This is a genomic window from Streptomyces sp. NPDC021356 (assembly GCF_040641015.1).
Classification (GTDB): Bacteria; Actinomycetota; Actinomycetes; order Streptomycetales; family Streptomycetaceae; genus Streptomyces.
Window position 1 is genome coordinate 1 of the sequence record NZ_JBFACU010000009.1, and the last position, 24,420, is coordinate 24,420.

21 protein-coding genes are annotated in these 24,420 nt (G+C 72.5%); 14 read left to right on the plus strand and 7 right to left on the minus strand.

From position 1 onward, the window contains the following. Window positions 1-219 precede the first annotated feature (219 nt). Complete coding sequence (locus AB0G56_RS13810; RefSeq protein WP_360968417.1) at window positions 220-687, minus strand: RDD family protein; 468 nt, start codon at window positions 685-687, stop codon at window positions 220-222. A gap of 206 nt (window positions 688-893) precedes the next feature. Between AB0G56_RS13810 and glnA the strand changes: the two genes are divergently transcribed. Continuing rightward, the gene (gene glnA, locus AB0G56_RS13815; protein WP_360968420.1) at window positions 894-2,303 is read left to right on the plus strand and encodes a type I glutamate--ammonia ligase; all 1,410 of its coding nucleotides are present in this window, start codon (window positions 894-896) and stop codon (window positions 2,301-2,303) included. Window positions 2,304-2,414: 111 nt separating this feature from the next. On the opposite strand, the gene AB0G56_RS13820 is transcribed toward glnA, so the two are convergent. Further along, on the minus strand, window positions 2,415-2,678 hold the full coding sequence (locus tag AB0G56_RS13820) for a hypothetical protein (RefSeq protein ID WP_360968423.1): 264 nt from the start codon (window positions 2,676-2,678) through the stop codon (window positions 2,415-2,417). 231 nt (window positions 2,679-2,909) lie between these two features. Between AB0G56_RS13820 and AB0G56_RS13825 the strand changes: the two genes are divergently transcribed. From AB0G56_RS13825 to AB0G56_RS13835, 3 genes are all read left to right on the plus strand, one after another. Continuing rightward, complete coding sequence (locus tag AB0G56_RS13825) at window positions 2,910-3,167, plus strand: hypothetical protein (RefSeq protein ID WP_360968425.1); 258 nt, start codon at window positions 2,910-2,912, stop codon at window positions 3,165-3,167. Between the two features lie 91 nt (window positions 3,168-3,258). Then, a complete protein-coding gene (htpX, locus tag AB0G56_RS13830; protein ID WP_360968428.1) occupies window positions 3,259-4,182 on the plus strand; it encodes a zinc metalloprotease HtpX in 924 nt (307 codons plus the stop codon). Between the two features lie 2 nt (window positions 4,183-4,184). Next, complete coding sequence (locus AB0G56_RS13835) at window positions 4,185-4,769, plus strand: hypothetical protein (RefSeq protein WP_360968431.1); 585 nt, start codon at window positions 4,185-4,187, stop codon at window positions 4,767-4,769. A gap of 199 nt (window positions 4,770-4,968) precedes the next feature. On the opposite strand, the gene AB0G56_RS13840 is transcribed toward AB0G56_RS13835, so the two are convergent. Both AB0G56_RS13840 and AB0G56_RS13845 read right to left on the minus strand, forming a co-directional pair. Next, window positions 4,969-5,283, minus strand: a complete 315-nt coding sequence (locus AB0G56_RS13840) for a hypothetical protein (RefSeq protein WP_360968434.1) — start codon at window positions 5,281-5,283, stop codon at window positions 4,969-4,971. 202 nt (window positions 5,284-5,485) lie between these two features. Then, window positions 5,486-6,373, minus strand: a complete 888-nt coding sequence (locus tag AB0G56_RS13845) for a polysaccharide deacetylase family protein (RefSeq protein WP_360968436.1) — start codon at window positions 6,371-6,373, stop codon at window positions 5,486-5,488. Window positions 6,374-6,516: 143 nt separating this feature from the next. On the opposite strand from AB0G56_RS13845, the gene AB0G56_RS13850 reads away from it, so the two are divergent. The 6 genes from AB0G56_RS13850 (at window position 6,517) to AB0G56_RS13875 (ending at window position 12,263) form a co-directional block, all read left to right on the plus strand. Then, entirely contained in the window at window positions 6,517-6,879 is a 363-nt protein-coding gene (locus tag AB0G56_RS13850) for an arsenate reductase family protein (RefSeq protein WP_360968439.1), read from the plus strand. A 194-nt stretch (window positions 6,880-7,073) separates the two neighbouring features. Further along, window positions 7,074-8,111 (plus strand): glutamine synthetase, encoded by a 1,038-nt coding sequence (gene glnII / locus AB0G56_RS13855; protein WP_360968441.1) that lies wholly within the window; start codon window positions 7,074-7,076, stop codon window positions 8,109-8,111. A gap of 374 nt (window positions 8,112-8,485) precedes the next feature. Continuing rightward, window positions 8,486-9,139 (plus strand): winged helix-turn-helix domain-containing protein, encoded by a 654-nt coding sequence (locus AB0G56_RS13860; protein ID WP_360968443.1) that lies wholly within the window; start codon window positions 8,486-8,488, stop codon window positions 9,137-9,139. A 70-nt stretch (window positions 9,140-9,209) separates the two neighbouring features. Beyond that, a complete protein-coding gene (locus tag AB0G56_RS13865) occupies window positions 9,210-10,220 on the plus strand; it encodes an NAD-dependent epimerase/dehydratase family protein (protein ID WP_360968446.1) in 1,011 nt (336 codons plus the stop codon). Window positions 10,221-10,320: 100 nt separating this feature from the next. Beyond that, window positions 10,321-11,625 carry a sensor domain-containing protein gene (locus tag AB0G56_RS13870; RefSeq protein ID WP_360968448.1) on the plus strand — a complete coding sequence of 435 codons (1,305 nt, stop codon included), beginning with the start codon at window positions 10,321-10,323 and terminating at the stop codon, window positions 11,623-11,625. Beyond that, the gene (locus tag AB0G56_RS13875; RefSeq protein ID WP_360968451.1) at window positions 11,610-12,263 is read left to right on the plus strand and encodes a response regulator transcription factor; all 654 of its coding nucleotides are present in this window, start codon (window positions 11,610-11,612) and stop codon (window positions 12,261-12,263) included. The genes AB0G56_RS13870 and AB0G56_RS13875 overlap by 16 nt, the downstream gene beginning before the upstream one ends. 81 nt (window positions 12,264-12,344) lie before the next feature. Here the strand turns inward: AB0G56_RS13875 and AB0G56_RS13880 are convergent, their stop codons facing one another. Next, on the minus strand, window positions 12,345-12,938 hold the full coding sequence (locus AB0G56_RS13880; RefSeq protein WP_360968454.1) for a hypothetical protein: 594 nt from the start codon (window positions 12,936-12,938) through the stop codon (window positions 12,345-12,347). A gap of 251 nt (window positions 12,939-13,189) precedes the next feature. On the opposite strand from AB0G56_RS13880, the gene AB0G56_RS13885 reads away from it, so the two are divergent. From AB0G56_RS13885 to AB0G56_RS13895, 3 genes are all read left to right on the plus strand, one after another. After that, window positions 13,190-13,690 carry a tetratricopeptide repeat protein gene (locus tag AB0G56_RS13885; protein WP_360968457.1) on the plus strand — a complete coding sequence of 167 codons (501 nt, stop codon included), beginning with the start codon at window positions 13,190-13,192 and terminating at the stop codon, window positions 13,688-13,690. 49 nt (window positions 13,691-13,739) lie between these two features. Further along, complete coding sequence (locus AB0G56_RS13890) at window positions 13,740-15,659, plus strand: hypothetical protein (RefSeq protein ID WP_360968460.1); 1,920 nt, start codon at window positions 13,740-13,742, stop codon at window positions 15,657-15,659. A gap of 165 nt (window positions 15,660-15,824) precedes the next feature. Further along, entirely contained in the window at window positions 15,825-16,514 is a 690-nt protein-coding gene (locus tag AB0G56_RS13895; protein WP_360968463.1) for a TetR/AcrR family transcriptional regulator, read from the plus strand. 13 nt (window positions 16,515-16,527) lie between these two features. Here the strand turns inward: AB0G56_RS13895 and AB0G56_RS13900 are convergent, their stop codons facing one another. Continuing rightward, a complete protein-coding gene (locus tag AB0G56_RS13900; protein ID WP_360968466.1) occupies window positions 16,528-16,884 on the minus strand; it encodes a 5-carboxymethyl-2-hydroxymuconate Delta-isomerase in 357 nt (118 codons plus the stop codon). A gap of 50 nt (window positions 16,885-16,934) precedes the next feature. Beyond that, a complete protein-coding gene (gene pulA / locus AB0G56_RS13905) occupies window positions 16,935-22,379 on the minus strand; it encodes a pullulanase-type alpha-1,6-glucosidase (RefSeq protein WP_360968468.1) in 5,445 nt (1,814 codons plus the stop codon). 597 nt (window positions 22,380-22,976) lie between these two features. Here pulA and AB0G56_RS13910 point away from each other — a divergent pair. Next, the gene (locus AB0G56_RS13910) at window positions 22,977-24,266 is read left to right on the plus strand and encodes an extracellular solute-binding protein (protein WP_360968471.1); all 1,290 of its coding nucleotides are present in this window, start codon (window positions 22,977-22,979) and stop codon (window positions 24,264-24,266) included. The last annotated feature ends 154 nt before the right edge of the window (window positions 24,267-24,420 follow it).

Consider the following 24,420-nt stretch of genomic DNA (forward strand, 5'->3'; position numbering starts at 1 on the left):
AGCGCCCCCGCGTCCCGTCAGTACCCCGTGTCACACCCCCAGCCCGACCGCCGGGGGGCCCCCCCCTACCCCCCGCCCCCCCCCCCTCGTCGTACGACGTCATCGCGTACGTCATTCCACGTCTTGCTCCACGCCACGCGGACGTCCGGCTCGTGGACGTCCGGCTCGTGGACGTCCGGCTCGTGGACGTCCGGCGCGTGGACGTCCGGCGCGTGGACGCTACATCCGCACCTCGACCGTCCCCGCCAGCCGGTCGTGCAGACCGCGGCCGTCACGGTCCCAGATCAGGGCAGGGAGCGCGACGCACAGCAGGACCGTGCGCAGCAGGGCGCGCAGCGGCTGGACGCCGCCGGTGCGCAGGGCGACCACGCGCAGGCCGAACAGGCGCTTGCCGGGGGTGCAGCCGACGGTGCCGACGGTCAGGACGCCGAGCAGGAAGAAGATGAGCAGGCCCCAGTTGCCGGTCGCCTGCTCGTAGCCGTGGGTGATCAGGCCGTATGCGATCAGCATGCACAGCGCCCAGTCGACGGCGACGGCGCCGAGGCGCCGACCCGGGCGGGCGATCGAGCCCGGTCCGTCCTCGGGCAGCCCCAGTCGTTCGCCCCGGTAACCGAGGTCGGCGCCCGCGTCTTCCATGGCTGCGCGCGGCCCGGAGAGCCACGATCCCACTGCTTGCCTGTTGTCCACCCGTCCACGGTACTGCGAGGCTGGATGGAGGAAGGCCGCCGGGGTGTCCGCGGCGTGACCCCGCCCGGGCCGGTTAACTTCTGCGAAACAAATGGGTCACGCCCGGGAAATCACCCGTCCCTAGGGTCGAGGCACCGTGTGCCACCGCACTGGCCGCACGCACGATCTACCACCCCGGCGGGACGGTCGGGAGTAGGAGGAGCTGGATGTTCCAGAACGCCGACGAGGCCAAGAAGTTCATCGCGGACGAGGACGTCAAGTTCGTCGACGTCCGCTTCTGCGACCTTCCGGGCGTCATGCAGCACTTCACGTTGCCCGCCGAGGCGTTCGACCCCGACGACGAGCAGGCCTTCGACGGATCCTCGATCCGTGGTTTCCAGGCCATCCACGAGTCGGACATGGCCCTGCGCCCCGACCTGTCCACCGCGCGCGTGGACCCGTTCCGCCGGGACAAGACGCTCAACATCAACTTCTTCATCCACGACCCGATCACGGGCGAGCAGTACTCCCGTGACCCGCGCAACGTGGCGAAGAAGGCCGAGGCGTACCTGGCCTCCACCGGGATCGCCGACACCGCGTTCTTCGGCCCCGAGGCCGAGTTCTACGTCTTCGACTCCGTCCGCTTCCGGACCGCCGAGAACGAGTCCTTCTACCACATCGACTCCGAGGCGGGCGCCTGGAACACCGGTGCGGTGGAGGACAACCGCGGCTACAAGGTCCGCTACAAGGGCGGCTACTTCCCGGTCCCGCCGGTCGACCACTTCGCCGACCTGCGCGCCGAGATCTCCCTGGAGCTGGAGCGGTCCGGCCTGAAGGTCGAGCGCCAGCACCACGAGGTGGGCACCGCCGGGCAGGCCGAGATCAACTACAGGTTCAACACGCTGCTCGCCGCCGCGGACGACCTCCAGCTCTTCAAGTACATCGTGAAGAACGTGGCCTGGAAGAACGGCAAGACCGCGACCTTCATGCCGAAGCCGATCTTCGGTGACAACGGCTCGGGCATGCACGTGCACCAGTCGCTGTGGAGCAACGGCGACCCGCTGTTCTACGACGAGGCCGGGTACGCGGGCCTGTCGGACACCGCCCGCTACTACATCGGCGGCATCCTCAAGCACGCCCCGTCGCTGCTGGCCTTCACCAACCCGACGGTGAACTCCTACCACCGTCTGGTGCCGGGCTTCGAGGCCCCGGTGAACCTGGTGTACTCGCAGCGCAACCGCTCCGCCGCGATGCGTATCCCGATCACCGGTTCGAACCCGAAGGCCAAGCGCGTGGAGTTCCGCGCCCCCGACGCCTCCGGCAACCCGTACCTGGCGTTCTCCGCCCTGCTGATGGCGGGCCTGGACGGCATCAAGAACAAGATCGAGCCGGCCGAGCCGATCGACAAGGACCTCTACGAGCTGGCTCCCGAGGAGCACGCGAACGTGGCGCAGGTCCCGACCTCCCTCGGCGCGGTCCTCGACCGCCTGGAGGCCGACCACGAGTTCCTCCTCCAGGGCGACGTGTTCACGCCGGACCTGATCGAGACGTGGATCGACTACAAGCGCGCCAACGAGATCGCCCCGCTGCAGCTGCGCCCGCACCCGCACGAGTTCGAGCTGTACTTCGACGTGTGATCGACCCCGGCACCGGTGCCGTCCGGTGCCGCCGCAGAGCCGCCCCCCGTGCATTCCTCGCACGGGGGGCGGTTCTCGCTGGTGGTGCCGGTCGTGGGCCGCTCGCCGGCGTCACGGCACGATCACGATCACGGAGCCCGGGTTGTAACCGAACCCGTAGCCGTACCCGTACCCGGGGCCGTAGAGGGCGCCGCGGCCGCTGCGGTGGCCGTAGCAGTTGCTGCTCCACCAGCCGCAGCCGTGGTGGGACGTGGCCGAGGTGGTCCGGGGCGTGGCCGCCGAGGCGGTGCCCGCCGTGCCGATCGCCGCGCCGCCCGCCAGCAGGACGCCGGCGGCGGAGAGTGCGAGCAGACGCCTCGCGCGTGGTGCTTTCATGGAATACCTTCCTTCCACCCACTCCTGCAGCTTCTCGGGGAACGTGACGGAAGGCCGCGGCCGCAGCGCGATCACACTCACTGAGGCTAGCGGCCCCCCGACGGCTCAGCATCTTGAGCCGAACGGGGGACGTCCCCGCACAACCTTCCGGCGTCTCGCGGGTCTCCTACTGACGGGAGTCGGCCCCGGCCGGGCCCCAGGAGCCAGCCAGAGGCAGGAAGGGTCAAGAGGATGACCGGACACGACGAATTCGAGCGTGAGTTCGATCACCACTGGGTGGGCGCCGCCGAGCACAAGGAGCCCTCCGCGCGGGCCCGGATGCTCGCCGCCCGCTGGAAGGACGACCCGCCGGGCCCGGTCCCCTTCCGCGGCGATCCCGGCCCGGCGGCCCCCCGCCGCTCCTCGTGGATGTCGACGGCCGTCGTCCTCGGCTGCGTGGCCGCCCTCGTCCTCCTCATCGGCTACGCCCGGACCCGCTCCGTGTACTGAGCCGAACAGGACCGGACCGGGCCGGTCCGAGGCGGCCCCGCAGGTGCACACTGGATGGCGGGACGAGTGCCTGACTGCGGGGTGATGCAAGATGCAGAGCCGCTTCCGGAGCGACCGGCGGCTGACCGTGCGCATGGGGCTCACGCTGTTCCTGCTCGGGTTGCTGTACGTGGCGTTCGTGGCCGCGCTGATCGTGCTGCTGAAGTCGTGGGTGCTGGTCGTGGTGATCGCGGCCGGGGTGCTCATCGCCCAGTACTGGTTCTCCGACCGGATCGCGCTGTTCGCGATGCACGGCCGGGTGGTGGAGCGGGAGGAGTTCCCCGAGCTGCACGCGGTGGTCGACCGGCTGTGCGCCATGGCGGACATGCCCAAGCCGGTGGTCGCCGTGTCCAACATGGACATGCCGAACGCGTTCGCGACCGGCCGCAACCCGGACAACGCCGTGGTGTGCGTGACGACGGGCCTGCTGCGGCGGCTGGAACCCGCCGAACTGGAGGGCGTCCTCGCGCACGAGCTGTCGCACGTGGCCCACAAGGACGTCGCCGTCATCACGGTCGCGTCCTTCCTCGGCGTGCTCGCCGGACTCGTCGTCCGGTTCGCCTTCTACTCGGAACTCCTCGGCGGCCGGGGCCGCAAGGACCAGAACACCCTGGCCGTGTTCGCCATGGTGATGGGCGTGTCCGCGGCCGTGTACGCGATCAGCTTCCTGCTGATCAGGGCGCTGTCGCGGTACCGGGAGCTGGCCGCGGACCGGGCGGCGGCCCTGCTGACCGGGCGGCCCTCCGCGCTGGCGTCCGCGCTCACCAAGGTCACGGGCGACATCGCCCGGATCCCCTCGGAGGACCTGCGCACCGCCCAGGCCTTCAACGCGTTCTACTTCACGCCGGCGCTGGGCTCCGACCCCGGCATCGCCCGGCTCTTCTCCACCCACCCGAGCCTGGAGCAGCGTCTTGAGCAGCTGGGGCGGATCTCCGCCGAGCTGGGCGAGGCCGCCGCGCCGGGGAAGGCGGGCTGAGGATGGGTCTCTGGGACATCCTGCTCGGCCGCACCAGACCCGCCCCGCCCGACCTGGACCAGCTCTTCGCGCTGCCCTCCGCGGCGGTGACGCTCCAGGCGGCGGCCGGTTTCACGCCGACCGGGCAGGGCGCGGTGTGCTTCGCCACGGTGGAGGGCGCGGCCTTCGAGCAGGCCCACCGCGAGGTGCAGGCCCTCCTGGACGCGGACGCCGACCGCCCGGGCCCGCCGGTGGAGCTGAGCCGGGACTCCTACGGCTACTCCTGGCTGCTCTCCCGCCGCACCCCGGACCAGCTGCCCGAGCTCGTCAACGACCTGCACGCCGTGAACAGCGCCATGGAGGTGGACGGCTTCGGCCCCCAGCTCCTGTGCTCCCTGGCCGCCTTCGAGGACGACACGGGCCGCCGGCTGGCGCTGGTGTACCTGTACAAGCGGGGGACCTTCTACCCGTTCGCCCCGCTGCCCGGCCAGGACCGGCGCCGCGACAACGCCCTGGAGATCCAGGTCAGGGCCGCGCTCGCGAGCGATCTGCGCGTCGAGGAGGACCTGAGCCGCTGGTTCCCGGTGTGGGGGGCCCCGGGGCTGTGAGCTGCCCGGCCGGGCCGCGCAGCCGCCGGGACGCCGGTCCCCCGTCGTCGGCGGGGCGGACCGCCGGCCCCGAGGCGGGTGACCCCGCGTTTCCGCACGCCGCCGAAGAAGGAACCGGCGACGGCGGTCCAGGCGGTCGGCGGCGCCCCACCGGGTGCCCCGCACGGCGCGGGGCACCCGGTGGGATGCGGCGGGCGGGTCAGCGGGCGTAGCGCATCAGGGCGCGGACCATGTGGCAGGTGGTGTCCGACGGCGGGTGGACGCCGATGAGTTCGGCGGTGCTCCGTATCGTCTCGTTGCGCGCCTGGTTCGGCATGTGGACGCCGGAGTCGAGCAGGGCGATGGCGAGTCGCATCGCCTTCAGCCGGCGGTTGTGCGTGACGTACCACTCGCGCGGGCGTCCGGGCGGCAGCGGGCGCTTGTGCACGGGTGCGTAGGGCTGGTCGAGCTGGACGGGGCGCTTGGCGGTGGACTGGGTCGGCGACGGCTTCGGCTTCAGTGCGGCAGCGGGCACGGGCATCCTCCTGTCGCGAGGGGCGCCGGCCGGAGACGGAGTCTTCCGTGACGCCCTCGAACACTGCCTCCATTCTACTGCCGGGCACTGACAACGGGATGGCCCCAGCACCCCGCAAATGCCCAGGTGAGCAGGGAAATTGTCGCCCTGTCAGCCGAGGTTCGCACGGGGCTGACGGGACGGAAGAAAATCGAACAGAGTCTCATCGGGCGGGCGGCTGGACGTAGTCCTCCAGCCGGGCCACGGCGAACCCCTGCTCCTGGATGCGCTTGAGCAGGTTGGCGAACATCGTCGTCATGCTGGTGCCCTTGAGTTCGGAGGGCCCGCGGAAGTGGGCCAGGATGATGTCGCCGGGGCGCAGCTTCTTGTCCGCGGTCTGGTACTGCATGTTGCGGATCTGCATGGACTCCCGCCACCACACGATCGCCCGGGGGCCGCACGCGTCCACCGCGGCCTTGGTGGCGGCGTCGTACGCGCCGTAGGGCGGCCGGAACAGCAGCGGGGCGGTGCCGTAGTTGCGGGTGAGGATCTTCTGGTCGCCGCAGATCTCCTGCTTCTGGCGGGTGAGCGGGAGGGTGTTCATGACGGGGTGGTGCAGGGTGTGGTTCTGGATGTGGTTGCCCATCGCCTGCAGCGGCTTGAAGTAGGCGTAGTCCGACTTCACCGCGTCGTTCATCAGGAACATCGTGACGGGGACCTTCAGGTCCCGCATCATCGCGATGAACCGGGGGTCCTTCTCCTGCCCGTCGTCGAGGGTGACGAAGACGACCTTCTGCCGGGTCGGTATGTGGGTGAGGACCGGCACGGTGCCGTGCGCGGAGAGTTTGACGGGCTTGTCGGCCGGGGGCGCCGGCGCGGCGGGCAGGGGCTTCAGCCCCCACATGTGCCAGGCGGCGGCGGGGGCGCCGGACGCCTCCCGGTGGGTCCCGGCCGTGGGGGCGGGGCGCTGGGCCCCGGTCGTGGGCGGGACCGCGCCGTCCGTGCTCCCGCCGTCGTCCCCGCCCGTGCCGCAACCGCCGGCCGTCAGCGCCAGGACGGCGGTGCCCGCCAGCGCTCCGTAGAACCTGCTGCCCCTGTGGTGCCGCTTCACCGCGCCGTTCTCCCTCTGATGTGTGTCGAGATGTGCCGTACCGGCGCCCATGAAGACGTGTCGTACGCACGTTCGGTGCCGTTCCCGGCCGAGGGGAACGCTGCGCGGGCCGCCGGCGGGAGTTCGGCGGCTACCGTGGCCCTATGGAGATCTGGATCAACCCGGCCTGCTCGAAGTGCCGCAGCGCGATCGGCCTGCTCGACGCCGAGGGCGCCGAGTACACCGTGCGCCGCTACCTGGAGGACGTACCGACTCAGGACGAGATCCGGGCGGTGCTCGGCCGGCTCGGGCTCGAACCGTGGGACATCACCCGCACCGAGGAGGCCGCCGCCAAGGAGCTGGGGCTGAAGGAGTGGCCGCGGGACGCCGGGGCACGCGACCGCTGGATCGCCGCGCTGGCCGCGCACCCGAAGCTGATCCAGCGCCCGATCATCACGGCCGACGACGGCACGGCGGTGGTGGCGCGGACGGAGGAGGCGGTACGGGACGCGCTCGACCGCGGGTGAGCGGACCGCCGGGCGCCGCTCGCGCTCGCGGTCGCGGTCACGGTCACGGGTAACACGGGGTTCACACTCGGGCAACGGCCGGGAAACCGGCCGTTGACAGGCTGCGGGCATCCACCGCGGCGCCCTGCCGCAGCGCCGCCGGTCGCGCCACGCACCGCGAGTGCGCCCGTGACACCCCGAAGGATGTGACCCCCGTGAGCTTCAAGGCCGAGTACATCTGGATCGACGGCACCGCGCCGACGGCCAAGCTGCGCTCCAAGACGAAGATCCTCGGTGACGACGCCAAGGGTGGCGAGCTGCCCCTGTGGGGCTTCGACGGCTCCTCCACCGACCAGGCCGAGGGGCACTCCTCCGACTGCGTGCTCAAGCCGGTCTTCTCCTGCCCGGACCCGATCCGCGGCGGCGGGAACGTCCTCGTCCTGTGCGAGGTCCTCGACATCGACCTCGCCCCGCACGCCTCCAACACCCGGGCCGCGCTCGCCGGGACCGCCGAGCGGTTCGCCGCGCAGGAGCCGGTCTTCGGCATCGAGCAGGAGTACACCTTCTTCAGCGGCGGCCGCCCGCTCGGATTCCCCGCGAACGGCTTCCCCGCCCCGCAGGGCGGCTACTACTGCGGGGTCGGCGCCGACGAGATCTTCGGCCGCGACATCGTCGAGGCCCACCTGGACAACTGCCTGAAGGCGGGCCTGGGCATCTGCGGCATCAACGCCGAGGTCATGCCGGGCCAGTGGGAGTTCCAGGTCGGCCCGCTCGCCCCGCTGGAGGTCGCCGACCAGCTGTGGGTGGCCCGCTGGCTGCTCTACCGCACGGCCGAGGACTTCGGTGTCCGCGCCACCCTCGACCCCAAGCCGGTCAAGGGCGACTGGAACGGGGCCGGCGCGCACACCAACTTCTCCACGAAGGCGATGCGCGAAGGGCCCGAGGGCTACGCCGCGATCATCACGGCGTGCGAGTCGCTGGGCGAGGGCTCGAAGCCGCTGGACCACGTCAAGAACTACGGCGCCGGCATCGACGACCGCCTCACCGGCCTGCACGAGACGGCACCGTGGGACCAGTACTCCTACGGGGTCTCCGACCGCGGCGCCTCGGTCCGCATCCCCTGGCAGGTCGAGAAGGACGGCAAGGGCTACATCGAGGACCGCCGTCCGAACGCCAACGTCGACCCGTACGTCGTGACACGGCTGCTCGTCGACACCTGCTGCGCCGCGCTGGAGAAGGCCGGCCAGGTCTGATCCACCCGGGGCGACCCGGCTCTTTCCGCAGGGCGCTCACCGTCGGGTGGGCGCCCTGCGGGCTGTCCGGGACCCGTCCAAGCTGTGAGAGGAGGGTCCTGTCCGGGCGCGGTGTCTGCTTCAATGGACTCATGGCCGGCTTCCAGCAGAACACCTCGACAGGTCGCCATGACCTCGAGCCCTTCTGGCCTTCCCGTCAGCACCACGACTTCGACCGGGTGTGTTGCCGCGCGACGAACGCGCGGGCCCTCTGAAGCCGTACACCCCGGCCTTCGGCCAGCGCGGAACGACGTACGTCCCCCGGCGCGCCCGACCACGAACTCGCGGCCGCCGCCTCGTCCGACGAACTCCTCGCGCGAAAGAGCTGACCTCTCATGGCGACCACTCGTTCCCTGACCACCGCAGCCCTCCCCGCCGCATCGGCCTCCCCCTCCCCCGCTCCCCCCGCAGCACGGCACCGGCTGCGGGCCGTGGACCTGGACGAGGTCGTGGAGGTGGCGGACCTCCTGCCGCCGGGCGCCACCTGGCTGCCGGCTCCGCCGCACGCCCTGCCCGCGCTGCCGGGCCGGCCCCCGATGGTCGGCTACCTGGTGCTCGTCCCGGCCGACCAGCAGCCGCCGTTCGCCCCGGTGGCGGCCGTGCCGGACCAGCCGCAGGACCTGCCGTCCGCGGGCACCGCACCGGCCGCGACGGCCGCCGACGGCGGTGACAGCGCCGACAGCCCCGACAGCGGTGACCCGCTCGTCCGGGTCGACCCGGTACGGCGCGTCGCCGACGTGGGCGGGCGTGAACTCGACCTCACCTACCTGGAGTTCGAACTCCTCGCCCACCTCGTCGCCCACCCGCACCGGGTGCACACCCGCGACCAGCTGGTCACCACGGTCTGGGGTTACGGCCACGTGGGCGACGGCCGCACCGTGGACGTCCACGTGGCCCGGCTGCGCCGCAAGCTCGGCACCGAACACCGGGGCGCCATCCAGACGGTGCGCCGGGTCGGCTACAGGTACGCGCCGCCGACCGGCCGTTGATCCGCCGGGCCGCTCTGCCGACAGCAGAGGCCTGTTCCCTCCCGCCGCCGGGCCGGGCACAGTCACCGGTATGAGACTTCTGGTGCTGGGTGGTTCGGATTTCGCGGGGCGGGCCGTCGTCGAGGCGGCGGTCGGGCGCGGCTGGGACGTGACGGTCCTGAACCGGGGGCAGCGGGCGGAACCCGTCCCCGGGGTGCGGTCGCTGCGCGGCGACCGCACCGCGCCCGACGGGTTGGCCGCCCTCGCCGCGCACGACGGCGACTGGGACGCGGTCGTCGACACCTGGTCGGCCGCGCCCCGGCCGGTCCGTGACGCGGCACGGCTGCTGCGGGAGCGCGCCGGGCGGTACGTGTACGTGTCGACGTGCTCGGTGTACGCCTGGGCGCCGCCCGCCGGGTACACCGAGGACGCGCCGCTGGTGGAGGGCGCCGCCGCGGACGCGGACGCCACCGACTACGCCCGGGACAAGCTGGGCGGCGAGCTGGCGGTGACCGGCGCGTTCGGGGCGGACCGTGCGGTGCTGGTGCGCTCGGGGCTGATCCTCGGGCCGTACGAGAACATCGGCCGACTGCCCTGGTGGCTCGGCCGGATCGCCCGGGGCGGCCCCGTACTGGCGCCCGGTCCGCGGGACCTGCCGTTGCAGTACGTCGACGCCCGCGACCTGGCCGAATGGATCCTCGGAGCGGTGGAGCAGGAGCTGAGCGGCCCCTACAACCTGATGAGCCCCCAGGGCCACGCCACCATGGGCTCCCTGCTGGAGGCGTGCGTGGAGGCGACCGGCGCCGACGCCGAGCTGCGCTGGACGGACCCCGAGGTGATCGTCGACGCGGGCATCGAACCGTGGACGCAGCTCCCGGTGTGGGTCCCCCCGGGCAGCGAGGGCCACGACGCCCTGCACGGCGCGGACGTCTCCCGGGCCGTCGCCACGGGCCTGCGCTGCCGGCCCGTCACCGAGACGGTCACCGACACCTGGGACTGGCTGAGCCGCATCGGCGGCACCGCACCCCAGCGCCCCGACCGGCCCCCCGTGGGACTCGACGCCGCCGTGGAAGCGAAGGTGCTGGGGCTCGGGCAGGTGTAGTCGCGGGCGCCTCACCGGCACAGGGGTGGGGCTGGCGACACCCCCGGTGCGGGGGACCGGCCCCGTGACGTGCGACCGCGGGCCGGGACAGACTGGCGGCATGGACACGAAGAACGGGAGCAGCACAGGCGTCCGGGCCACCGGGGACGGGGACGCGGCCGGGCGGGCGAGGGCGGTCGGGACGGCCGGGCTGCGGGGGCTCGTCCTCGCCGTCGTCTCGCTCGCCGGGTCGCTCACGCTGTTCGTGCTGTCCGTCCTGTCGCTCGCCTTCATCCTCCTCGGTGTCGGTGTGCTCACCACCCCGGTGGTGCTCGGCGCGGTGCGCGCGTTCGCCGACCGGCGGCGGGTGGCGGCCGCCGAGTGGGGCGGCGTACGCATCCCGCGCGCCTACCGGCCGCTGCCCGAGGGCGCCGGCCCCTGGCGCCGCACGGTCGGCATGCTCGGCGATCCGGCGACCTGGCGGGACCTCGGATGGCTGGCGGCCGACATGACGGCGGGGTTCGTGACCGCGCTGCTGCCCGCCGCCCTGCTGTTGTACCCGCTGGAGGGCCTCGCGCTGGCAGCGGGCCTGTGGCGGGTGTTCACCGACGGCACGCACATCGGGTACTGGTACGCGTTCGTGCCGATCTCGGGCCAGGGCTCCGCCCTCGGCGCGGCCGCCCTCGCGGTGGCGTTCCTCGTGGCCGCCTGGTTCCTCACCCCGCTCCTGCTCCGGGGCCACTTCCTGCTCACCCGGGCCGTGCTCGCCGGTGACGGCGGCGAACTGGCGGAACGGGTGCGGGTGCTGACCGAGACCCGCCGCGACGCCGTCGACACCTCCGCCGCCGAACTGCGGCGCATCGAACGCGACCTGCACGACGGAGCCCAGGCCCGGCTGATCGCGATGGGCCTGGACCTCGGCACCGTGGAGACGCTCATCGACCGGAACCCGCAGCGGGCCAAGGAACTGCTGGCGCAGGCCCGGAAGAACTCCGCCGACGCCCTGGTCGAACTGCGCGACCTGGTGCGCGGCATCCATCCGCCGGTGCTCGCCGAGCGCGGCCTCGGCGACGCGGTCAGGGCCCTGGCGCTGCGGATGCCCGTCGGCACGGAGGTGACGGTAGACCTCCCCGGCCGGGCCGACGCCCCGGTGGAGTCGGCGGCGTACTTCGCGGTCAGCGAGGTGCTCACCAACGCCGTCAAGCACTCCGGCGCCGACCGCGTCTGGATCGACCTGCACCACCGCGAGGGGACGCTGCGCATCGCGGTCACCGACAACGGCGGGGGCGGCGCGGTGGCCGGGGCGGGTTCGGGTCTGTTTGGCGTCGAGCGGCGGCTCGGTACATTCGACGGCGTCCTGGCCGTCAGCAGTCCCGCGGGCGGCCCCACCATGGTCACCATGGAGATTCCGTGCGCGTTGTCCTAGCCGAAGACCTCTTCCTGCTGCGTGACGGGCTGGTCCGCCTCCTGGAGGCCCACGACTTCGAGATCGCGGCGGCCGTCGGGACCGGCCCCGAACTGGCCCGTGCGCTGGCCGAGCTGGAGCCGGACGTCGCCGTGGTCGACGTACGCCTGCCGCCCACGCACACCGACGAGGGGCTGCAGTGCGCGCTGCGGGCGCGGCAGGACAGGCCGGGGCTGCCCGTGCTGGTCCTCTCCCAGCACGTGGAGCAGTTGTACGCGCGCGAGCTGCTGGCCGACGGCAACGGCGCGGTGGGGTACCTGCTCAAGGACCGGGTGTTCGACGCGGCCCAGTTCGTGGACGCGGTGCACCGGGTCGCCGCGGGCGGTACGGCCATGGACCCGCAGGTCATCCAGCAGTTGCTGGCCCGGCGCTCCGGCGCGGACCGGCCGCTGTCCCGGTTGACGCCGCGCGAGCTGGAGGTGCTGGAGCTGATGGCGCAGGGGCGTTCGAACACGGCGATCGCCACGCAGCTCGTCGTCACCGAGCGGGCCGTCGCCAAGCACACCTCGAACATCTTCGCCAAGCTCGGTCTGGAGGTCTCGGACGACGACAACCGCCGCGTGCTGGCCGTCCTCGCCCACCTCGACCGCGACCGCTGATCCCGCCCGGACCCGGGCCACCGGGAGGCGGACGGTGTGCGACAGCGATGGCCGACGGTGTGCCACTGGCGGAGGCTGTGGTCAGTGGCCGCCGCTCGGGGGCTCGCAGGCGGTGCCGTCGGGATAGCCGCCGAAGGCGTCGGCCCTGGTGGACTCACTGTTCATCGTGCCCTCCACACACCAGGGAGAGGCACCGATGTCGATGAGGAAGCCGGCCCCGGACCCGTTCTGGTACGCCTGCACCTTCCCGGTGGGGTAGCCGAGGCGGGTGAGCGCGTTGCGGATGCCGGCCGGGGTGAAATCACCTCGCCGGCGCAGCGGTTCGAGTGCACTCCTGACGCGTTCGACGGCGGTGAGTCCGTCGCAGCGGCTCTGGCCGTGGAGCGGGATGGGAACCCTGAAGCCGTGGTTCTCGGCGTAGTGGTCGGTCGGCGGCGCGGTCGAGCCGGGGGAAGCGGCAGCCGTGGGCGCCGTCGGCCTCGGGCTCTCGCCGGGGCAGGGGAAGTCCGCCGGCGTACTCGGCGTCGATATGCCGGTCGGCGTCGGATGCGAACGCCGGTACGCGTCGGCGGTGTCTCCTGCCCGCTGGGTGCCGCACCCCGCCGCCGCCAGCAGAGCCACCACCGCCAACGGCAGCATCCCGAGACGGGCTCTCGTCTTCCTCGCCGTAGTCATCCCCCGATCCTTCACCGCGGCTCGGTGGGTGTCATGAGTACTTCTGCTCATCGTGCCCCAACTCCGAAGCCGACAGCCCCGGTCGGATCTCCTGGCGGGTCAGCTGAACACTTCCGCGAGGGCTCGTCTGCCGCTCCTCCGGTCGCTGGGGCAGGCCGCGGGCCCGGCCGGGCCCGCCCTTCGATACGGCCGCACCGCACGCCCCGCTCACATCCCCCGCCCCCGCAGCACACGTGTGCGAAAGTGGGCCGATGAACCAGGACTGGGAAGACCGCGTGGCCGCCGTCTGGGCCCGTATCGGCGAACTCCCCGAGAGCGAGGCGCCCGCCTTCCGCGCGCGCATCGACGCGCTCGTCGCGGAACTGCCCGCCGACAGCCCGATCGGGCCGTTCGAACAGGCCGGCGCGTGGGATTCCACGGGTCACCCGGACCGGGCCGTGCCGCTGTACCGCCAGGCGCTGGAGCGCGGGCTGGGCGGATACCGGGGCCGGCGCGCGAAGATCCAGCTGTCCAGCTCGCTGCGGAACCTGGGCCGGCCGGAGGAGGGAGTCAAGCTGCTCACCCCCGAACTGGACGCGCCCTCCGACGAGTTGGACGACGCCGTACGCGCGTGCCTGGCGCTGTGCCTGTCGAGCCTCGGCCGCGACCGCGAGGGCCTCTCCCTGGTCCTGGGCGCCCTCGCGCCCCACCTGCCCCGTTACCAGCGGTCGATGGCCAACTACGCGCGGCTGCTGGTGGATCCGGGCGACTGACACCACCGGGTGGCGGTGACCAACGGCCGATTCGCTCGTTCTGCTGAACGTGCAGTCACAGGATGTCGCCCCGCGCCGCCCCTCGTCCTCCTCCCGCCCCGTCGTCGACGTCGAACAGGCCGAAGCCGCGCTCGTCGAGCACTACCCCCGGCTGGTCCGGCTCGCCTACCTGGTGCTGCCGCCGGGCGCGGGCCGGAGCCGGCGTGTCCTGGCCGCGCACTCCCTGGTGCAGCGCGCGCTGCCCCGGGGCCGTTCCTCGGCGCCCGCGATCCCCGCGCAGGCGGCCGGCCACGACGGCGACCCGGGCTACACCTACCTCCGCCTCCAGGTGCTCCGTACGGCCCTGGAGGCCGGCCGGGCGAACGGGCGCGGCCGGCGGCGCGGACGCCGCCCGCTGCCGCCGCTGCTCCCGCAGGTGTGGGGGTTGCGGCTCTTCCCGCGGTCGGGCGGGACCGAAGAACTCGCCCTGGACCGGCAGCTCGCGTCGCTGGCCGCCCCCGTCCGCGCCGCCTACGTCCTGCGCGGTCTCGAACGGCTCCCGGACGCGGCCGTGCGCCAGGTGCTGTCGGCCGCGGGCGTGGCCGACCCGGGGGCCGCGCTGCGCGAGGCCGACCGGCTGCCCGCCCGGCACGCGCTGCTCGACTCCCCCGAGTTCGACCCGTGCTCGCTCCAGGCACGGCCCACCGATCTGGTGCGGCGCAGGCAGCACACCCGGGCCGCGCTCGCCGCCGCCGCGGCGCTCGCCGTGTGCGGTGCGCTGGTCGCGCTGCCCGGCGGCGGCTGGGGCCCGGACGGCGCCGCCGCCCCCGCCTACGCGCGAAACCCGTCCGCCGAGGCGGCCCTCGACCCGGCCCGGCTGACCCGGATCGACCCGGCCGCCTGGCGGACCTCCAGCCGTCTGGACTTCTCCGTGTGGCCGGCGCGCGGCAACCTCACCGGGGACGCGGCCCTGCTGCGCCGGGCGCTGGCCGTCTGGGCCCGCCCCGGCGGCTCCGTCCGGGTCTCGGCGACGCCCGGCACCGCGTCCGGCGGCCCCGCCGGACCGCCGCAACTGCTCTACGCCGGTGACGTCGACGGCGCGCACGTGGTGATCCTCTACGACGGTCTGCGCATCGCCCGCTACGCCGAACCGAAGGACTCCACGGCCGGTGCGGCCCTCGACTTCGCCCGGGTCGACGGTGCGAGCGGCGCGGAGGCGTCCGCGGTGGTCCTGGACCGCTCCGACGGCAACGTCCGTTATCTGACAGCGCCCTGGGTCCGCAAGGCCGCCCAGCGCGACCTGCTCAAGCCCGCGTCCGCCGCGCTGGACCTCGCTCTGGCGGACGGGGTGACCGGGCCGCTGGCCAGTGCGGTCCAGCAGACCGGGGCGTGCACCTCGTGGCGTGGGCTCCAGCTGACCGGCGACGGCGGCACGCAGGTGCTGAGCGATCTGGGCGAACTGGTCCCCGCGCTCCTCACCACGGGCAGGCCGACCGCACCGCACGGGGCGGCGGGCGCGGCGGGGCTGCGCGCGTGGGCGCCGTTCGCCTGTTCGCTGGGCGCGGTGCGCGGGCAGGGCGTCCGCTCGGTCAACGCCTGGCGGTTCGCCGAGCAGCCGCTGCCCGGGGCGAGCGGCACGGCCGCGTGGGCGTGCACCCGGGCCGAGACCTGGCGCGGCGGCGACCCCCGGGTGCTCGCCCAGGTCCGGGTGCCGGGCGGGACGTACGGGGCGGTCGCCGCCAAGGGCGAGGACGTGCCGGCGTGCGGCGCCCGTGACCCGCACGTCCTGGCCGGAGTGCTGTGGAAGTCGCGGGCCGGCACCTGGTACCTGCTCGCGGCCGGCGGCAAGGGCACGGCGTCGATCACCGCGACGGGCGGGGTCACCGCGTCCGCCCAGGGCAACCTGCTCGCCGTCCGGGCGAAGCAGGGAGCGCGGGCGGAGCTGAAGGGCACGCTGGCGGACGGCGGCTCACTGGCGGCACTGCACTAGACCTGCCAGGACCCCCGCGCCGGAACTGCGGCATCTCCCCCTCGGGCCTCGTGCTCGACATGTGACGGCCGGCGCCCCCGGACGGACGGCGCAGCGGGCCGCCGGGACGAACACCTCGCCCGGACCTGACCGTTCGCGGCCGGATCCGATCGGTAGGGTGGGCGTATGACTACCGGGGTGCGTCGCAGAATGGGAGTGGAGGAGCGGCGGCAGCAGCTGATCGGCGTCGCCCTCGAACTGTTCAGCCGGCGCTCGCCCGAGGACGTGTCCATCGACGAGATAGCGTCCGCGGCGGGCATATCGCGCCCGCTGGTCTACCACTACTTCCCCGGCAAGATCAGCCTGTACGAGGCCGCGTTGCAGCGCGCCGCCGACGACCTGGCGGGCCGGTTCGCGGAACCGCGCGAGGGGCCGCTGGGCGCGCGGCTGCTGCGCGTGATGCGCCGGTACTTCGACTTCGTGGACGAGCACGGGCCCGGTTTCGCGGCCCTGATGCGCGGCGGACCGGCGGTCGGCTCGACCACGGCCAACGCCCTCGTCGACTCCGTCCGGCAGGCCGCCCACGACCAGCTCCTGTCCCACCTCGGCGTCCAGGACCCGCCCGCCCGGCTGGACCTGGTGGTCCGTTCCTGGATCTCCCTGGCGGAGTCGACGGCGCTGATCTGGCTGGACGGCCGGCGCATCCCGCGCGCCGAGCTGGAGGTCCAGCTGGTGCACGACTTCGCCGCCCTCGTGGCCGTCGCCGCGGCCCACGACGAGGAGCTGACCGCGCTCCTGCGCGGCGTCTTCACGACGGAGCCGGCCGACGGCCCCTTCGGGGACCTGCTCGGCCGGCTCCTGAGACTGGCTTCCTGACTTCCCGGGCTTCCTAGGCGTCGAACTTGCGGTAGGAGGCGTCCAGGTCGCGTGCCTCGGCCGAGGCGTGCAGGGCCAGGCCACCGACCGGTTTCACATGGTCGCGCAGCGCGTCGAGCACGGCCTCCGCCAGCCGTGCCTTGGTCTCGTCGCTGCGCCCGGCCAGCAACCCGATCGTGACGTGCACGATCGCGTGCCCCTCGGCATCGGGACCGACGGTCGTGTCCTCGGTCCGCCGGAACTGCGTCTTGCACGCCGCAGGCTTGGCGTCCGCGATCTCGACGGTCCGCGCATGCACGTCCCGGGCGAAGGCGCCCCGGTCGAAGGCGTCCGCCAACTGCTCGGAGTAGTCGACGGTGATCTGCGGCATGAGCGCTCCTGTTCTGCTTCTACGACGACTTCCATGACGACGGGGTCACCCTAGTTCGTGAACACCGCCACCGTCCGGGCCGGGACCGTGAAGGTGCCGGTCCTCGGGGTGTACGTCGCGGTCTTCACCACCGGGTCCGTGCCGTGGGCCTGGGCCGGGTGCAGGCGGTAGGGGGCTCCCGTGAGGCCGGGGACGTGCTGGCTCCGCTGTTCGGGCGTGGCGTTGAAGACCACGATCAGGTTGCCGAGCTTCATGGTGATCACGCCGGGGGTCTCGTCCTTGCCGGACAGCGGGAAGGACAGCCGGGACTGCACCTGGGCGGCCGTGGCGAGGGAGAAGGCCTTCTCGCTCGTACGGATCCGCAGCAGGTCCCGGTAGGCGGCCGAGGCGCCCTGGATCTGCGGGCAGCCGACCTTGACGGAGGTGAGCAGCGGCTTGGCGTAGGGCCATTTGGCCTGGTTGCCGGCCGCCATCGGCAGGCCGCGGCCGAAGCCGTTGCCGTCCGCGCAGTTCCAGTGGATGGCGTTGAACCAGTCACCGCTGTCGAAGGAGTCCCGGTCCAGGGACTTGGAGCGCAGCAGGTCGGTGCCGGCCTGGGAGAGCGCGGGGCCCTGCGAGAGCGCGGCCGTGGCCATCGCCAGGACCTGCATCCGGGCCCGGTCGGCGGCGGAGGTGTCCTTCGGCAGTTTGTAGGCGAGGGTGTCGAACAGCGTCTCGTTGTCGTGCGCGTCGGCGTAGGCGACGGCGTCGCCGGGTGCGTCCGCGTAACCGGCGGGCGCGCCGTTGTAGTCGACCTGGGCGCCGGTGACCTCCTTGCCGTCGGAGTCGGTGAAGCGGTACCCGGCGAGGCTGCCGCTCAGGCCGACCTTGATCAGGTCCTGGTAGTGCAGCAGGCGGGCCTTCTGCTCGGCCTTCGTGCCGTTGGCCGTGGAGGAGTTCGGGTCGGTGTAGAGGCCGGATGCGAAGCCCTGGACGCCGGGGTCGGCGTCGAAGGGGCTGCCGCCGCGCACCGCGTCGCGGGCCCGGTCGGAGAAGGTGGCGATGCCGGTGCCCGCCATGTTCTTCTGCGTGGCCTGCACGAAGCGGGCGTCGTCGGCGACCTCGCCGAAGTTCCAGCCCTCGCCGTAGAGGATGATCTTCTTGCCGTCCACGCCGTCCTTCTTCAGCGTGAGGGCGTCCAGTGCCTTCCTGACCGCGAGGATGTTGGCCTTGGGGTGGTGGCCCATGAGGTCGAAGCGGAAGCCGTCGACCTTGTACTCCTTGGCCCAGGTGACGACGGAGTCGACGACGAGCTTGCCCATCATGGCGTTCTCGGGCGCGGTGTTGGCGCAGCAGGTGCTGTTCGCGACGGAGCCGTCGGCCAGCAGCCGCTGGTAGTAGCCGGGCACGACCTGGTCCAGGACGGACGTGGCGGCCTGGCCGCTGGCCGCCGTGTGGTTGTAGACGACGTCCATGACGACCCTGAGGCCGTCCTGGTTGAGGGACTTGACCATCTGCCGGAACTGGAGCGTGCGGGCGGTGCCGTCGGGGTCGGTGGCGTAGGACCCCTCGGGAACCGTGTAGTGGAAGGGGTCGTAGCCCCAGTTGTAGGCGTCCTTCGCCGCGGTGGCAAAGACGCATTTCTGCTGCTGGTCGGAGTCGGCCGGGTAGGAGGCGAGGTCGCAGGCCGGGGTGGCCTGGTCGGTCTTCTTCTCCGGGACGGTGGCGATGTCGAAGGCCGGCAGCAGGTGGACGTAGGAGGTGCCCGCCTTCGCCAGCTCCCGCAGGTGCCGGGAGCCGTCGCTGCCCTGGTCGGTGAAGGCGAGGTAGGTGCCCCGGTCCCGGGCCGGGACGGTCTTGTCGGCGGTGGAGTAGTCGCGGATGTGCAGTTCCTGGATCTGCGCGTCGCGCAGCGGTACGGCCTCGGGTTTGGCCAGGTGCGACCAGCCGCCGGGGGCGAGCCGGCGGTCGTCCAGGTCGACGACGAGGCTGCGCCCGCTGTTCGCGGTGAGGGCGAGCGAGTACGGGTCGGTGACCTTGTTGGTGACGATCCGCCGCACGCTGGGTGCCCACACCTTCACGACGTACCGGTACGGCTTGCCCTTCCAGGACGCCGGGCCGGTCACCGACCACACGCCGGTGGTGTCGTCGCGGCGCATGGCGACGGCCCTGCCGTCCAGTTCCAGGGCGACGCTCTGCGCGGTCGGCGCCCACACGCTCAGGGTGGGCCGCCCGTGGCGGAAGACCGGGCCGAGCCGGGCCGAGGCGGCGGCGGTGGCGTAGACGTCGTCGAGGACGCCCGCGAGCTGGACGCCGGTCGCCGTGAGCACGGCCCCGTCGGCGGCTCGCTGCGAGGCGACGACCTGGCCGCGCAGCGCCTCGCGGACCCGGCCGCGGTCGCGCGGGTCGACGGACCAGGCGGTGTAGTCCTTCAGGTGCGGGAACTTCGCCTTCTGCGCATCGCTCAGCGTGGTCTGCGTGAGCCGCAGCCAGCGCTCGTCGTCGCTGGTCAGCGTCCCGTCCTTGACGGTGATCGAGCCGTCGTGGGAGTAGACCAGCTGGGTGGAGGCGGCGCCCGCGGAGCCGTTCAGGGCGACCGTGTCGCGGTCGATCCAGACGGCTTCGGAGGTGGACAGGTCCAGGTCGGCGGCGCTGCCCGCGGGCTGCGGCAGCAGGGGTTCGGCCCGGCCGCCGAGCAGCCACACCTCGTGGCCGTCGGCCGCCTTGAGGTCGAGCGCCCCGTCCTGGGACACGTCCTTCTCGTCGCCCTTGTGGACGATGTAGCTGAGGCTGGTGGCGCCGTCGGCGAGCGGGACCTCGAAGACCGCGCCGTAGGCGTCGGTGCGCACGGGTGCGAGGGGCTCGGACCAGTCGGTGGGCTGCGCGGCGCCGGTCCACACGTGCAGGCCCCAGCCGTCGTAGTTCCCGTCGGCGCGGTGGTAGTGGATGACGGCCTTGGTCTGGTCCTGCGCCGGGTAGTCGGCGGTGGGCCGCTCGGTCCGTACGGTGTCCTCGCCCTGTTCGATCCAGACCTCGCCGGTCTTGGTGACGTCGATGGTCCGGTCGGCGGCGACGTCCTTGTTGCCGTCCTTGTCGATGACGAGGAAGCCGACGCCGGAGGCGCCCGGCTTCAGCTTGACGTAGGCGAAGGCGCCGTAGGCGTCGCGGCCGGTGAACGGGTGGGCAGCGGGCCAGGTGGTCGCCTCGCCGTCGGCGAGGTCGCCCCAGGCGTACAGGCCCCAGTCCGCGTAGTCGCCGTCGGCGCGCTTGTAGTGGACGATCGCGTAGTCGCGGGAGGATGCGGTGGGGACCTCGGGGGACGGCGGGGTGCCTGCGGCGGAGGCGGCGGTGGCGCTCGCGGTGTGCCCGGCCGTGTCGACGGCGACCGCCTTGTAGCGCAGCGCGGTCCCGGCCGGTACGTCCGTGCCGAGGGTCTGGGTGACCTTGTACGGCGCGTGGTCGGCGGAACCGAGCACCTTCCAGGGGCCGTTGCCGACCTGGGCGGCGAAGACGACCCGGTTGAGCCGGCCGCCGGTGACGTCGGCGCTCAGGTCGACGGTGCCGGTGGCGCCGGCGGCCGGGGCGGTCAGGGTGACGGCGGGCTTCGCGGCGGGGGCGTCGAGCCGCCCGGCCGCCTTGAGGACGACGGCGGACCCGGCCGGGACGGTGACGGTGACCCGGTTGTCGGCGCCGGAGGTCACGGTGGCCCGGGTGCCGTAGACGCCCCGGTAGGTCATGTCCGCCGAGCCGGTGGCGAAGCCGGCGGTCTTCGCCTCGCCCGCGTTGTTGAAGGCGACGACGTACTCGGCGCCGCTCTTGGCGTCGGTGCGCGTGAAGGCGTAGACGCCGGGGCCGTCGGCCGCGTACCGCTCGGTCTGGACGCCGTCCGCGAGGGCCGGGTTCGCCTTGCGGAGCCGGGACAGTTCGGCGATCTGCCGGTAGAGGGGCGCGGTGGTGTCGTAGGAGTCGCTCGCGTGGGTGCGGTCGGTGCCGATCTCGTCGTCGGCGAGGTAGTCGGGGACCTTGGAGGCGAACATGGTCTGGCGGGCGTCCTTGTCGCCGCCGGCGCCGGTGAAGCCCTGTTCGTCGCCGTAGTAGACGACCGGGTTGCCGCGGCTGAGGAACATCAGCTCGTTGGCGAGCCGGTCCCTGCGCAGCAGTTCGGCGTCGGAGGCCTTCGGGTCGTCCTGCTTCAGGAAGGACCCGATGCGGCCCATGTCGTGGTTGCCGAGGAAGGTGACCTGCTCGTACGCGTTGGCCTTGTCGGTCGTGTACTCGTAGTCGTCACCGAAGACGGTCGCGAGTTTGCGGGCGCTGCCGCCCTGGGAGGCGTAGGCGCGGGCGGCGTCCTGGAAGGGGAAGTCGAGGGTGGCGTCCAGGCGGCCCCGGGTGACGTACGGGGACGTCACGGAGGCGTCGGCGGAGAGGACCTCGCCGAACATGAAGAAGTTCGGGCGGCCGTGCCGGGCGGCGTAGGCGTCCAGTGCCGTGGCCCACTGGGTCCAGAACTGCATGCCGACCTGTTTGACGGTGTCGATGCGGAAGCCGTCGACGTCGAAGTCCCGCACCCAGCGTTCGTAGATCTTCTCCATGCCGCTGACGACCTCGGGGCGCTCGGTCCACAGGTCGTCCAGGCCGGTGTGGTCGCCGTAGAGGGCGCTCTCGCCGACGAAGGTGGAGTCGCCGCGGTTGTGGTACATCGCCGGGTCGTTGAGCCAGGCGGGGACCTTGAGGTTCTTCTCGGCGGGGGCGACGGCCGGGGGGTGCGGGAAGGAGGAGGTTCCCACGGCGGGGAACTTCGCCGTGCCGTCCGCGTAGTCGGTGTCGTCGAAGGGCCGACCGTCCTTCGTCAGGTACGGGAAGGCGCCCTTGGAGAGGTACGCGTGGGACTGGTCCGTGGTGGTGAGGACGTCGGCGGTGTGGTTGGTGATGACATCGAAGAAGACCTTCATGCCCTTGGCGTGCGCCTTGGCGATGAGGGTGGTCAGGTCCGCGTTGGTGCCGAAGTGCGGGTCGACCTGGGTGAAGTCGGTGATCCAGTAACCGTGGTACCCCGCGGAGGCGGCGCTGCCGGTGCCCTGCACGGGCCGGTTCTTGAAGATCGGCGCCAGCCAGATGGCGGTGGTGCCCAGGCCCTTGATGTAGTCGAGCCGACGGGTCACGCCCTTGAGGTCGCCGCCCTGGTAGAAGCCCTTGTCGGTGGGGTCGTAGCCGGTGGCGAGGCGGGAGCCGGTCAGTCCGCCGCGATCGTTGGACCGGTCGCCGTTCGCGAAGCGGTCGGGCATGACGAAGTAGAACTGCTCGCGCGTGGCCTCGTGCCGGGCAGGCACGGCGGCGAGCCGCGCGTTCGAGGGCGGCGCGGGGGGCGCGGCGGGTGCGGCGGCCCTGGCGGCCTGCGGCTGGACGAGGGTGGCGGCGAGTGCGGCGGCGGCGAGGGCCGCGACGCGTCTGGCCCGTCCGCCGGGACCTGTCGTCAGGAAGCGGCGCCTGAGGGGCGCCGGCCATCTGGGTATCACGAGCGTGAACTCCTTGCGGTGACGGCTCGATCGGGTCCGTGCCCGCGCCGCGGTTCGGCTTCGTGGCCGGACGCCGGGCGTGACCGTAACCCCGACGAATCGTTTACAGCAAGGGTCTTGAAAACCGTGGCAAGAATTTTCACGGCGGAGGCCCGACACCCACCCTCCGCCCGCCGTGCGGGTCCCGACGCCCGGCAGAGCGGTACGGCAGCCGCGGGCAGCCCGCCCTGACGGAGCGTCCGGTGACGGCGGCCGGCCCCTCGTTCCCGGGCGCCCGCGGCGCGAGCCGGACCGCGCCGGCGGGGCGGTGTGGGCGCGGCGGGGAAAGCGGAGGCGGGCGAGGAGCAACCCCTCCCCGACCGGCCCGCCGCCCGCTAGGGTGCGAGGCGGTACGTGACCGCCCGCGACCGACCACGACACCTGGCGGTAACGAAAACGTCACGCTTGCAGGATCTTGCGGAAATTTTCTTGCAACGTCTTTCGCAAGGGATTGCAGCCTTGCTACGTTCCTCCCGCGCCCGGCGGCCGTCGATCGGGACAGACGGCACCCGCGGTCTCCCAAGGGATGATCCGGGCACCCATATCTAGGGAGTTCATATGCGACGTGGCATATCGATCGCCGCCGCGGTCACCGTGGTCGCGCTGGCCGCCTCGGCCTGCGGCGGGTCGGGCAGCGACTCGTCCAGCAAGCCGAAGGACCCCAAGGACATCTCCGGGACGATCACGTACTGGGACACCTCGGACGCGGCGACCGAAGCCCCGACGTACAAGGCCCTGGTCAAGCAGTTCGAGGCCAAGTACCCGAAGATCAAGGTGAACTACCAGAGCGTTCCGTTCACCGACGTCGAGCAGAAGTTCAAGTCGGCCGCCAAGAGCGGCAAGGGCGCGCCCGACGTGGTCCGCACCGACGTGGGCCTGATGGCCGAGTACGCCTCGCTGGGCTACATCGCCCCGCTGGACGGCACCGCGGCCCTCAAGGACACCTCCGACTTCAACGCCACGCCGCTGAACACCGCCAAGTACAACGGCAAGACCTACGGAGTCCCGTCGGTCACCGACACCCTCGGCCTGCTCTACAACAAGAAGCTCCTCAAGCAGGCCGGCATCGACAAGCCGCCGGCCACCTGGGACGAGTTCGTGGCGGACTCCAAGACCATCAAGCAGAAGACCGGGGCCTACGGCACCTACGTCAACCCCGACTCCTACTTCCTGCTCCCGCTGCTCTACAGCAACGGCGCGGACCTCGCCGACCCGTCCGGCAAGAAGATCACCATCAGCAACGAGGCCGCCGTCACCGCGCTCACCACCGCGAAGAAGATCAACGACGAGGCCTCGATGAAGGTCGACTTCGCGAACGCGTACCAGAACATGCAGACCGCCTTCAAGAACGGCAAGGTCGCCATGCTGATCCAGGGTCCCTGGTCGGTCAGCGACGACCTGACCGGCTCGGCGTTCAAGGGCGACGAGGCCAACCTGGGCTTCGCGAACGTCCCGGCCGGCGCCGGCGGCAAGGCCCAGGCACCGACCGGCGGCCACAACCTCACGGTGTACCAGGGCTCCAGCAACCTGGACGCCAGCTACCTGTTCACCCAGTTCATGACCTCCACCGAGAGCCAGATCGCCATCGCCAAGGGCACCGGCACCCTACCGACCCGCAAGTCGGCGTACACCGGCGAGGTCACCGCGAACGCCAAGATCGCCGGCTTCAAGCCGATCCTGGAGCAGACCGCCCGCCCGCGCGTGGCCCTGCCGCAGGTCGGCTCGCTCTTCACCCCGCTCCAGCAGAACTACGTGAAGATCCTCCAGGGCGACCAGTCGGTCAAGAGCGGTCTCGACTCCACCGCCAAGGAGTTCCAGAAGCTCCTGCCCGGCTTCTCCATCGGCTGACCCGCGCCCGCCGCAGGCCGTGCCGCCGCCGTACGGCAGCCGGCCATGGCCGTGCGGCGGCCCGCCGTAGCCCTACGGCAACCGAAGGACACGCAGCCCCGGGGGAAGAAACTCCCCGCTGCCGCCCCGACCGGGGCTCCCCGGGGCTGCGGAA

Excerpts from the sequence above, each read along its gene's own strand:
- AB0G56_RS13870 (WP_360968448.1), top strand. The coding sequence starts at position 10,321 with ATGGACACGAAGAACGGGAGCAGCACAGGCGTCCGGGCCACCGGGGAC.
- htpX (WP_360968428.1), top strand. The coding sequence starts at position 3,259 with ATGCAGAGCCGCTTCCGGAGCGACCGGCGGCTGACCGTGCGCATGGGG.
- AB0G56_RS13860 (WP_360968443.1), top strand. The coding sequence starts at position 8,486 with ATGGCGACCACTCGTTCCCTGACCACCGCAGCCCTCCCCGCCGCATCG.
- AB0G56_RS13820 (WP_360968423.1), bottom strand. The coding sequence starts at position 2,678 with ATGAAAGCACCACGCGCGAGGCGTCTGCTCGCACTCTCCGCCGCCGGC.
- glnA (WP_360968420.1), top strand. The coding sequence starts at position 894 with ATGTTCCAGAACGCCGACGAGGCCAAGAAGTTCATCGCGGACGAGGAC.
- AB0G56_RS13900 (WP_360968466.1), bottom strand. The coding sequence starts at position 16,884 with ATGCCGCAGATCACCGTCGACTACTCCGAGCAGTTGGCGGACGCCTTC.
- AB0G56_RS13885 (WP_360968457.1), top strand. The coding sequence starts at position 13,190 with ATGAACCAGGACTGGGAAGACCGCGTGGCCGCCGTCTGGGCCCGTATC.
- AB0G56_RS13850 (WP_360968439.1), top strand. The coding sequence starts at position 6,517 with ATGGAGATCTGGATCAACCCGGCCTGCTCGAAGTGCCGCAGCGCGATC.
- AB0G56_RS13865 (WP_360968446.1), top strand. The coding sequence starts at position 9,210 with ATGAGACTTCTGGTGCTGGGTGGTTCGGATTTCGCGGGGCGGGCCGTC.
- AB0G56_RS13825 (WP_360968425.1), top strand. The coding sequence starts at position 2,910 with ATGACCGGACACGACGAATTCGAGCGTGAGTTCGATCACCACTGGGTG.
- AB0G56_RS13880 (WP_360968454.1), bottom strand. The coding sequence starts at position 12,938 with ATGACTACGGCGAGGAAGACGAGAGCCCGTCTCGGGATGCTGCCGTTG.
- AB0G56_RS13835 (WP_360968431.1), top strand. The coding sequence starts at position 4,185 with ATGGGTCTCTGGGACATCCTGCTCGGCCGCACCAGACCCGCCCCGCCC.
- AB0G56_RS13895 (WP_360968463.1), top strand. The coding sequence starts at position 15,825 with ATGACTACCGGGGTGCGTCGCAGAATGGGAGTGGAGGAGCGGCGGCAG.
- AB0G56_RS13910 (WP_360968471.1), top strand. The coding sequence starts at position 22,977 with ATGCGACGTGGCATATCGATCGCCGCCGCGGTCACCGTGGTCGCGCTG.